Here is a 9,293-nt window from a genome sequence, read left to right on the forward strand (position 1 = left end):
AGACGGTGGTGCGCCGGATCGGTGACGGGCAGCGCGGCCTGGTGGACGGCACCAGCCCGCGGTTCAGCGAGCCGCCCGCGCGCTCCACACGCTCCGCGCCGACTGCCGCGCTCGGCATAGATGAAAACGGATATCATTACGGCGCAGGCAGCGGATCACACCGGCCGGTTTCCGTTGCCAATCCATATGGACATGACACACATTGGCAGCGAACGGGGAACGCGCATGCGCACGGACACAGCGGGAGTCGGAATGCCGGTGGACGCGACCCTGGCCGGGGCCTGGGTGGAGCGCTGGGAGCGCCAGCAGGAGCGCTACGCGGTGGAGCGCGAGGAGCGGTTCACCGTGATCGTCGACGTGGTGGAACAGGTCGTCGGCCACCGCGGGAGACCGCTGATCGCGGACCTCGGCAGCGGTCCCGGGTCGCTGTCCGCCCGGGTCGCGGAGCGGCTGCCGCACGCCGAGGTCATCGCCGTCGACATCGACCCGCTGCTGCTCGCGCTCGGCCGGGCCGGACACCCCCGGGTGACCCGCTGGGTGGAGACCCTGATCGGCCGCCCGGGCTGGCTCGAGGACCTCGGACTCGACCGCCCGCTGGACGCCGTGCTCTCCTCCACCGCGCTGCACTACCCGCCGCCGGAGGCGCTGCTCGGCATCTACCGCGACCTCGCCCGGGCGCTGCGGCCCGGCGGCGTCCTGGTCAACGGCGACCACCTCGTCCCCGAGGAGCCGTCCCTCGCGGAGCTCGCGCTGGCGATCGGCCGGCGCCGCTCCCAGCGCCGGGGCGTGGGCACCGCCGAGGACTGGTCGCAGTGGTGGGAGGCCGCCCGCGGGATCCCCGAGTTCGCCGAGCTGCTGGCCGCGCGCGAGCGCCAACTGCCGCCCAGCGAGGGCGGCGACAACGGCCTGTCCGCCGCCCAGCACGCCGAGCTGCTGCGGGTGGCGGGCTTCCGCCAGGCCGGATCGGTGTGGCAGTACGGCGCCAGCTCCGTCCTGGTGGCCCTGCGCTGAGCCGGACCGCCGTCCGAGATCCAACTCCCTTTTGTCACAAGCGGATTGATTCCTTTCGCATTGGCACAGACTTTGCGATGGCGTGACAGAAAGTGCTGTTGATTCAAAGTGAAAACAGTTACCGTTTCCCTCGGTCGTCGACCGGCCGGGGCAGCCCGTCGACGGCCGCGTGCCCCAACGCCCGGACCTCCGACGGGAAGCAGAACGCCATGCGGCCCTCACCGCTGTACCTGGAACCACGGCTGGAGCCCCGGCTCCGATCCCTCCTGGAGACAACCGACTTCCTGCACACCCTGGTCGACGCGCTCGGGTCACCGCTCAACCTGCTGCTGCCCGACCAGATCGCCGACAACCTGGCCCGCTTCCGGGCCGTCTACCGCAAGCACCACCTCACCGGGCGGATCTACTACGCCCACAAGGCCAACCGCTCCAGCGCCCTCGTCCGACGGCTCGCCGCCGACGCCGGGCCGGACACCGCGCCGGACGCCGGAACGGTCGCCGGAACGGCCGCCGGGCTGGACGCCGCCTCCCTCGGCGAACTCCAGCACGCCCTCGGCGCCGGCCTCACCCCCGAGCGGATCATGGCCACCGGCCCCAAGAGCCGCGAGTTCCTCTGGCTGGCCGCCCGCACCGGCGCCACCGTCCACCTGGACTCCCGGACCGAACTCGACGACCTGGCCGACCTGGTGCGCAAGCACGCCCTCCCCCGGGTGCCCGTCATGCCGCGGCTCTCCGGCTTCCGCTCGCCGGGCGTCACCGTCCTCACCCGGCCGAGCCGCTTCGGCTCCCCGGTCGGCGAGCTCGACGACCTCCTCGACGCCCTCGAACGCCACCGCGACGCCGTCGAACTCACCGGCGTCGCCTACCACTTGGACACCACCGGCGTGGCGGAGAAGGCCGTCGCCCTGGAGGCCTGCATCCGGGTCATGGACGACTGCCACCGCCGCGGCCTGCACCCCCGCACCATCGACATCGGCGGCGGCTTCGGCGTCAACTACCTGGCCGACGCGGCCCAGTGGGAGCGTTACACCACCGCACTGACCGAAGCCGTGCTGGGCCGGCGCCCCGCGCTCACCTGGCAGGGGCACGGCTACGGGCTGCGCAACGAGTCCGGCACCCTGCGCGGCGCACTGGGCCTGTACCCGGCGCACCGCGCGATCGCCGCCGAGGCGTACCTGGACGAGCTGCTCTCCCAGCGGGCGCCCACCCTCGGCCGGCCGCTCGCCACTCTGCTGCTGGAGAACATGTACGACCTGGCCGTCGAGCCCGGCCGGGCCCTGGTCGACCAGTGCGGGGCCACCCTCGCCCGCGTCCTGGAGGTGCGGCGGGGGCCGGCGGGCGAGCGGATGGTGCGACTGGAGATGAACGCCCGGGACGCCGCCCTGGAGGACCACGGGGTGCTGATGGACCCGGTGCTGATCCCCCGGTCCGCCGCCCCCGCGGCGCCGGACCAGCCGGTGGGCGTCCACCTGCTCGGCAACCTCTGCCTGGAGGCGGACCTGATCACCCGCCGGCTGGTCCACCTGCCCCGGCTCCCCGCCCCCGGCGACCTGCTGGCCTTCGCGAACACCGCGGGCTACCTGATGGACTTCAACGCCGGCGGGCCCATCCTGCAGCCCGTCGCGCGCAAGGTCGCCGCCTACCGGCAGGACGGCGCCTGGCACTGGCGCCTCGACGAGCAGTACTGGCCCCTCGACACCACAGGGGCCACGACACAGCAGGGGGACGGACGCGAATGAGGTACGACAGCATCACCGACGCGATCGGCGACACCCCGCTGGTCCGGATCGACCCGGCGGTGACCGGCCTGCGCAACATCGACCTGTACGCCAAGCTGGAACTGCTCAACCCCTTCGGCTCGGTCAAGGACCGCGCCGCCTGGAACATGACCCGTGCGGCGCTCCCGGCCGCCGTCGAACGCGGCGACACCGTCGTGGAACTGTCCAGCGGCAACACCGCCAAGGCGCTCGCGCTGATCGCCGGGATGCACGGACTGCCGTTCAAGAGCGTCACCAACCGGATGAAGGTCCCGGAGATCAAGGACCTCCTGCTGCTGCTCGGCGCGGAGATCGAGGAACTGCCCGGCCGGGCCGAGTGCCTCGACCCCACCGACACCGACGACCCGCTCACCCGCATCCACCGGATGCTCTCCGAGGCGGAGTCCGGCTACCTCCACACCGACCAGTACTTCAGCCCGCTCAACCTCGACGCCCACCTCACCGGCACCGGGCCGGAGATCGTCCGCGACCTCGACGGCCGCGCCCCGGACGTCTTCATCGCCTGCGTCGGCACGGCCGGGTCCTCCACCGGCGTGGCGACCGTGCTGCGCGCCCACAACCCGGCGGTCCAGGTGGTCGGACTGGTCGCCCACAAGTCCGACTTCATCCCCGGCATCCGCACCATCGACGAAGTGCACGAGGTCGGCCTGTTCGACCCCGGCACCTACGACACCATCGAGTCGGTGACCTCCGACCAGGCCATCGACGGCATGCTGACCCTGGTGCGCCGCTGCGGCCTGCTGGCCGGGCCCACCGGCGGCGGCGCCTACTACGGCGCGCTGCGCCACCTGCGGGCGCTGGACGCCGAGTCGGCGGACGCCGAGGAGCGCCGGACGGCCGTCTTCATCGTCTGCGACCGGGTCGAGAGCTACCTCGGCTACCTCCGCGACCGCCGTCCTGAGCTGTTCGACCGGCCCGCGCGGCCGAACTCGGTGAGCACCCTGACCGAGGCCGAACTCGCCGCCGTCCGGGCCGTCGACGTGGACGCCGCCCGCAAGTGGATCGCCGAGGACCGCCCGCTGGTGGTCGACCTGCGCGGCCCCTTCGCCTACGCCGCGCTGCACATCGAGGGCTCGATCAACATCGTCGACGAGCTGTTCGACGAACTCCTGCACGGCGGACTGCCGTTCGGCACCCGGCAGCCCGTCCTGCTGGCCTGTCCGGTCGGCGAGAAGTCGGTGCGGTACGCGGCGCTGCTCACCCGGATGGGGCACCAGGACGTCCGCAGCCTGGCGGGCGGCATCATCGGCTGGCGCGACGCGGGCGCGCCGCTGGTCCGGGACTGAACGGGGCCGCCATGCGCACACTCGACGAAATCGCCGAACTGGACGGCTGGCACCGGGAGTTGCGGGAGCAGTTCCCGATCATCACCGGCGCCCCCGAGCAGGCCTACCTGGACAGCGCGGCCACCGCGCAGAAGCCGCGGGCGGTGCTCGACACCGTCCACCGCTACCTGACCACCGCCAACGCCAACGCCGGGCGCGGCACCTACACCTGGGCCAACGCCACCACCGCACTGGTCGAACGCGCCCGCACCCGGGTCGCCGCCTTCCTCGGCGACAAGGCGCCCGGGCTCCCCTCCGGCGTCCACTTCACCAGCGGCACCACCGAGGGCCTGCGCACGGTGGCCCGGGACTGGCTGCCCCGGCACCTGCGCGACGGCGACGAGATCATCGTGCCGTTCGCCGACCACCAGGCGAACGCCCTGCCCTGGCTGGAGGCCCAGCAGTCGCTCGCCGAGCGCGGGGTGCGCATCCGGGTGCGCGAACTCCCCTATGACCACGCCTCGCAGGACTACGACCACCGGGCACTGCCCGGACTCGTCACCGAGCGGACCGCGTTCGTGGCCGCCACCCACGTCCACCACGTGTACGGCGGCGACATGAACGTCCACCGGATCCGGGCCGCCGTCGGCCCCGACGTCCCGATCTGCCTGGACGCGGCGCAGAGCGTCGGCCACCTGCCGGTGGACGTCGGCCGCCTCGACGTCGACTTCGTGGTCTTCTCCGGCCACAAGGCGCTCGCCCTGCCCGGCACAGGCGCGGTCTGGGCCCGCAACACCCGCGGCCCGGAGTTCCGCCCCGGCGGCTGGAGCGGCACCCCCAACACCTGCGGGATCGCCAGCCTGGAGGCCGCCCTGGACTGGCTCGACGCCGCCGGAACCGACCGCATCCAGCGCTGGACCGGCGCCCTGGCCGCCCGCCTCACCGACGGCCTGCGCGGCCACGACGCCTACCGCATCCTCGGCTGCCAGCAGAGCCTGGCCGCCGACTCGCCGGTGCAGCGGCGCGAGGGCATCGTCACCTTCCGGCACCGCGGGATCCCCTCCAACGACCTCGGCTTCATCCTCGCCAGCCACGGACTGATGGTCCGCGCCGACGGCCACTGCCAGGGCCGCGCCGGCGAGACCGACTCCTCGGTCCGGGTCAGCCTGCACGCCTACAACTCCCCCGCGGAGATCGACCGGCTGCTCGCCGTCCTGACCGGGCTGTAGGAGCACGGGCCCGCCGCGACGGGGCGGTGGTGGACCGACTCCGTACGCCGACCGGTTCACCGCCGCCAGCGGTAGTAGGCGTCCCACTCCCTGGTGATCCAGGTGCCGTCGCCGACCGGCACCACGGTGTCGACCTCGGCCATCGGGTACTCGACGCGGCCGTACAGTTCGCCGGTGGCGGGGTCGGCGAGCCAGTGGCTGTGCTCCCGCCAGCGCTCCTCGCCGAAGACGTACACCGCGGCCTCGTCGTAGGTGTTGTGGAGCGTCACCATCGCGGTGCCGTCGTCCACGAAGCCGCTCCAGGAGGAGATGGACGGGGCGTTGTGCACCGAGCAGTCGCCGGTGCCGGGGGCCGGGAAGTCGCTCAGCCGCAGGGTGGCGGTGACCCGGTACGAGGGCAGGTCGTGCCAGCTGACGTCCCGCCCCCTCCGGTCGACGCTCATGCAACGGGTGTTCCGGGAGTCCGAGCCCAGGTACTCGCGCTCGGCCGGGAGCCGGCCGGCCTCCCCGTCCTGCGGCAGCCGCCCGCCCAGGACGAGGGCGCCGGACTCCCAGCGCGCCCGGAAGCGGGTGTCCGCCTCGCGGCCGCCGGACACGGTCACCCCGGTGACCTCGCCGTGCTCGTCCAGCAGCAGGCTGACGAAGCGTTCGTAGCCGCCGCAGGGGAGCACGCTCCGGGCGAGCACCGCGCCCTCGGCGTCCAGGGTGAGCAGCAGAGTGCTGTCGGGCAGTCCGGAGGGCAGTCGCAGCCAGGTCCGGGGCGGGCGGCCGGCTCCGGCCGGTGTGAACGCCACGTACCCCCAGCGGTCCACCTCCCAGCTGCCGTACGGCTGCCGCCACAGCGTCCGGCCGTCCGGGGCGACCGCGACGTAGCCGGTCGGAGTGCCGAAGACGGCGAAGGAGAGGTCGGGGGCCGGCCAGCTGCGCGACCACGGCTCGGGGGACGGGGCCGGGAACTCGGCCGCGAGCTCGGCCTGTACGCCCAGATCGTGGATGCGCAGCGATTCGGCGCTGCGGACGTGCAGCCGGAGTACGGGGCCGGTGGGGTCGAGCAGGGTCCGGGTGCCGTCCCGGTCCGGGACCGGGTACGTGGCCACCAGCCGGGGTGTGATCGTCATGCCGTCATCTTCTCCCGGCGGGCCGACAGCGCTTGGCGGGATCTTGGCGACCTCAGGCGTTCACGCCACTCGTGGGGGCGGGCCCGGGGGCCGAAGAATGGAGTCACCGCCGAACGGGGAAACCCGGAACGGCGCACCGAACCCGCCCGACCAGCAGGAACAGAGGTCCTCCGATGTCCGCCAGCGCCGTCCTGAACGTCCCCGCCGCCTCCCCGGCCGAGGCCGCCGCCCACTACGCCGCCCGCCTCGCCTTCGAGGCGGACGTCTCCGACGTCCGCGCCGACCTGATCTCCGGCGCCCCCGGTGTGGTGGTGGTCGACACCCGCAGCGAGGTCGCCTGGAACCAGGGCCACATCCCCGGCGCCATCCACCTCCCCACCGCGCGGATCGCCGAGCTCGCACCGCGGTTGATCGACCCGGCCACCCAGACCGTGGTCACCTACTGCTGGGGCCCCGGCTGCAACGGCGCCACCCGCGCGGCCCTGGCCTTCGCCCGCCTCGGCTACCCGGTCAAGGAGATGCTCGGCGGCTTCGAGTACTGGGTCCGCGAGGGCTTCGCCTACGACACCGCCACCGGCACCGAGAGCCGCCCCATCGACGACCTGACCGCCCCGCGCTCGGGCATCTCCTGCGCGTGCTGACCACCACCGCACGGCCGGGCGGCACGATCCGCCCGGCCACCGCCGCCGACCTCCCGGCGCTCGCCCGCCTGTGCGCCGACCACGCCGCCTACGAGCGCGCCGGAGCCGAAGCCGTACCCGCCGACCTCGCCGCCCGCCTGGAGCCCGCGCTGTTCTCCGCGCATCCCAAGGCCTGGTGCCTCGTGGTCGACCACGACGGCGAACTGACCGGCTACGCCTGCTACTCCCGCGAGTTCTCCACCTGGCAGGCCACCGACTACGTCCACCTGGACTGCCTCTTCGTCACCGAAGCCCACCGGGGCGGCGGCTGGGGACGCGCCCTGCTCGACGCCGTGACGGACGCGGCGGCCGCCCTGGGCGCCGCCGAGGTGCAGTGGCAGACGCCCGACTGGAACACCGACGCCATCCGCTTCTACCACCGCACGGGCGCCCAGGCCCGCCCCAGGGTCAGGTTCTCCCTCGCCACCCGCCCGAGGGATCAGCGCCCCGGTCCGCACCGGACGTAGAACCGTGGACCTCCGTCCACGAAGCAGAGGAATCACGGCAATTCGACAGTCGACGACCCAGTTGTCCTTTCCGGAATGTCCCGATGGCCGATCGTCCGATCCCGGCGGGCGGGCCTGGCAGTGGCTCAACTCCCCTGTACGGCGGCCGATGGCGGAGGCTCCGGCGGGCTTTCGGAGGGGGGTCGGTCTTCCCGGTGTCAGTGGCGATCACTAAGGTCTTGAGGCTGTGACCAAGCGTGAATCCGGTGACGAACTCTGGGAAGAGTTCGTCAAGGAATTTGAGAAGAACACCTCGGCCCCGAAGCCGGGCCCCGACGGACCGGACCGGCAACCCGCCGAGCAGAGTTCGCGGCGTCGGCTACTGCTTCCGGCGGCCGCCGCCCTGCTGGTGGCCGCGGGCGCCGCAGCGTACCTGCTGCGGCCCGGGGGCCAGGAACCGGCAGCCGCGCCCGCGTCGGCGGTGACGGCCGTGCCGGCGGCCACAGGTGCGACGGCGCCTCCCCCGTCCGCCCCCGCCTCGAACGACATGACGGCGCAGGCCGGCGCCCCGACCGAGGCGGTCCCGCTGTCCGTGTTCCCGGCACGTGTGCAGGGCTACACACGGCTGTCCGCCGAGGCGCGGGCGAGCTGCACCGGCACGGACACCGTGGCCGCGACCCTCGCCGGATTGATCACCCAGAGCCAGGGCTGCCTCGGCGTCGAGCTGGCGCTGTACAAGGACGCCGACGGCAACCAGTACAACCTGGGGCTGCTCACCCTGAAGGACCAGGGCGACCTCGCGCACGTGATGACCGTCCTGGGCAGCCACCCCGAATCCCGCCAGGTCGCCATCCACCTCCCGCCCAAGGACTCCGGCCTGCGCACCCTGCCCCTCGACAGCGCCTTCGTTCAGCGCTTCTCGGCCTACGGCCACAGCATGCTCGTCGGCTCGGCCCAGTGGTCCGACGGCCGGAGCTCGGACCTCGACCAGCTCTCGAAGCTGCTCGCCCCGCTGACCGACGCCGTCATCGCCGACGTCCCCGCCTGACGCGGGGGCGCCCGCCGCGAACTCGGTCGGGTCGCCGGTCGACCGGGGCCGGTCCACCCGGGCAATACGCCGTGGATCACACAGGCCGCGGCCGCGACGCACCCGGCCGTGGCTGCGCGCGGTGTCCTGGATCAGGTACGGAGCCACCGGAGCAGTTCACCGCACCGCTCAGGAGGACAGCCGTACCGGCCGGGGGACACCAGGACGGCCCACCGGCGGCAGCGCCCGGGTCAGTGGGTGGCCTCGACGGCGATGCCGACGAGTTGGAGGATGGCGTGGCCCCAGGACGTGGCGGCGATCAGGACGCCGAACACGACCGCGGTGAAGACGGTGAACGCCTCATCGGTGCGGCGCCGGGCCTCGGTGCGTCGGCGGAGCCGGACGACGATGAAGATCGCGAGGAACGCGGTCGCGCTGATCGTGTACTGCACTGCCCATCCCTGACTCCGAGTGAGGCTCCGGTCACCCGGAGCCTGCCGCCGTTCGGGCGAGCATGCCAGAGCACCCGTCGGCCCGGGGCGGCTTTGCGGAAATCAGGCGGACGCGAACGGTCGCCGGGGCGTCGGCCGCCGGCGGCGGCGACGGGCTCCTCAGACCGGACCTGGCCGCCGGAGCGCTGATGGCGGGATGCTCTTATGGATGTCAAGCAGCGGTGGTGAGCTGCTCGGCGGTGATGGATGTAGTGCTGGGTGCGGTCAGGACCTGGTAGATCTCGCGG

The 9,293-nt window shown here is 73.1% G+C and carries 9 protein-coding genes; 7 read left to right on the plus strand and 2 right to left on the minus strand.

Going from position 1 to position 9,293, the window contains the following annotated elements:
- Positions 1-225: 225 nt before the first annotated feature.
- The 4 genes from ABTY61_RS41380 (at position 226) to ABTY61_RS41395 (ending at position 5,283) form a co-directional block, all read left to right on the plus strand.
- A complete protein-coding gene (locus ABTY61_RS41380; protein WP_350510417.1) occupies positions 226-1,011 on the plus strand; it encodes a class I SAM-dependent methyltransferase in 786 nt (261 codons plus the stop codon).
- A gap of 209 nt (positions 1,012-1,220) precedes the next feature.
- Entirely contained in the window at positions 1,221-2,750 is a 1,530-nt protein-coding gene (locus tag ABTY61_RS41385) for a Y4yA family PLP-dependent enzyme (RefSeq protein ID WP_350510418.1), read from the plus strand.
- Entirely contained in the window at positions 2,747-4,075 is a 1,329-nt protein-coding gene (locus tag ABTY61_RS41390; RefSeq protein WP_350510419.1) for a pyridoxal-phosphate dependent enzyme, read from the plus strand. Before ABTY61_RS41385 ends, ABTY61_RS41390 begins: the two co-directional genes overlap by 4 nt.
- Before the next feature lie 11 nt (positions 4,076-4,086).
- Positions 4,087-5,283 (plus strand): aminotransferase class V-fold PLP-dependent enzyme, encoded by a 1,197-nt coding sequence (locus ABTY61_RS41395; RefSeq protein WP_350510420.1) that lies wholly within the window; start codon positions 4,087-4,089, stop codon positions 5,281-5,283.
- Positions 5,284-5,339: 56 nt separating this feature from the next.
- Here the strand turns inward: ABTY61_RS41395 and ABTY61_RS41400 are convergent, their stop codons facing one another.
- Positions 5,340-6,401 carry a hypothetical protein gene (locus tag ABTY61_RS41400; protein WP_350510421.1) on the minus strand — a complete coding sequence of 354 codons (1,062 nt, stop codon included), beginning with the start codon at positions 6,399-6,401 and terminating at the stop codon, positions 5,340-5,342.
- Positions 6,402-6,574: 173 nt separating this feature from the next.
- Between ABTY61_RS41400 and ABTY61_RS41405 the strand changes: the two genes are divergently transcribed.
- From ABTY61_RS41405 to ABTY61_RS41415, 3 genes are all read left to right on the plus strand, one after another.
- Positions 6,575-7,042 carry a rhodanese-like domain-containing protein gene (locus tag ABTY61_RS41405; protein WP_350510422.1) on the plus strand — a complete coding sequence of 156 codons (468 nt, stop codon included), beginning with the start codon at positions 6,575-6,577 and terminating at the stop codon, positions 7,040-7,042.
- Entirely contained in the window at positions 7,036-7,548 is a 513-nt protein-coding gene (locus ABTY61_RS41410; protein WP_350510423.1) for a GNAT family N-acetyltransferase, read from the plus strand. Before ABTY61_RS41405 ends, ABTY61_RS41410 begins: the two co-directional genes overlap by 7 nt.
- Before the next feature lie 226 nt (positions 7,549-7,774).
- Positions 7,775-8,575 carry a hypothetical protein gene (locus tag ABTY61_RS41415; protein WP_350510424.1) on the plus strand — a complete coding sequence of 267 codons (801 nt, stop codon included), beginning with the start codon at positions 7,775-7,777 and terminating at the stop codon, positions 8,573-8,575.
- 230 nt (positions 8,576-8,805) lie between these two features.
- Here the strand turns inward: ABTY61_RS41415 and ABTY61_RS41420 are convergent, their stop codons facing one another.
- Complete coding sequence (locus tag ABTY61_RS41420) at positions 8,806-9,006, minus strand: hypothetical protein (RefSeq protein ID WP_350510425.1); 201 nt, start codon at positions 9,004-9,006, stop codon at positions 8,806-8,808.
- Positions 9,007-9,293: the final 287 nt, after the last annotated feature.

This window comes from Kitasatospora sp. NPDC096128 (genome assembly GCF_040303105.1).
In the GTDB taxonomy this organism is placed as follows: Bacteria; Actinomycetota; Actinomycetes; order Streptomycetales; family Streptomycetaceae; genus Kitasatospora.

What these genes read in the sequence shown, in the direction of transcription:
- ABTY61_RS41380 (WP_350510417.1), top strand. Translation starts at nt 226, where the DNA reads ATGCGCACGGACACAGCGGGAGTCGGAATGCCGGTGGACGCGACCCTG.
- ABTY61_RS41385 (WP_350510418.1), top strand. Translation starts at nt 1,221, where the DNA reads ATGCGGCCCTCACCGCTGTACCTGGAACCACGGCTGGAGCCCCGGCTC.
- ABTY61_RS41390 (WP_350510419.1), top strand. Translation starts at nt 2,747, where the DNA reads ATGAGGTACGACAGCATCACCGACGCGATCGGCGACACCCCGCTGGTC.
- ABTY61_RS41395 (WP_350510420.1), top strand. Translation starts at nt 4,087, where the DNA reads ATGCGCACACTCGACGAAATCGCCGAACTGGACGGCTGGCACCGGGAG.
- ABTY61_RS41400 (WP_350510421.1), bottom strand. Translation starts at nt 6,401, where the DNA reads ATGACGATCACACCCCGGCTGGTGGCCACGTACCCGGTCCCGGACCGG.
- ABTY61_RS41405 (WP_350510422.1), top strand. Translation starts at nt 6,575, where the DNA reads ATGTCCGCCAGCGCCGTCCTGAACGTCCCCGCCGCCTCCCCGGCCGAG.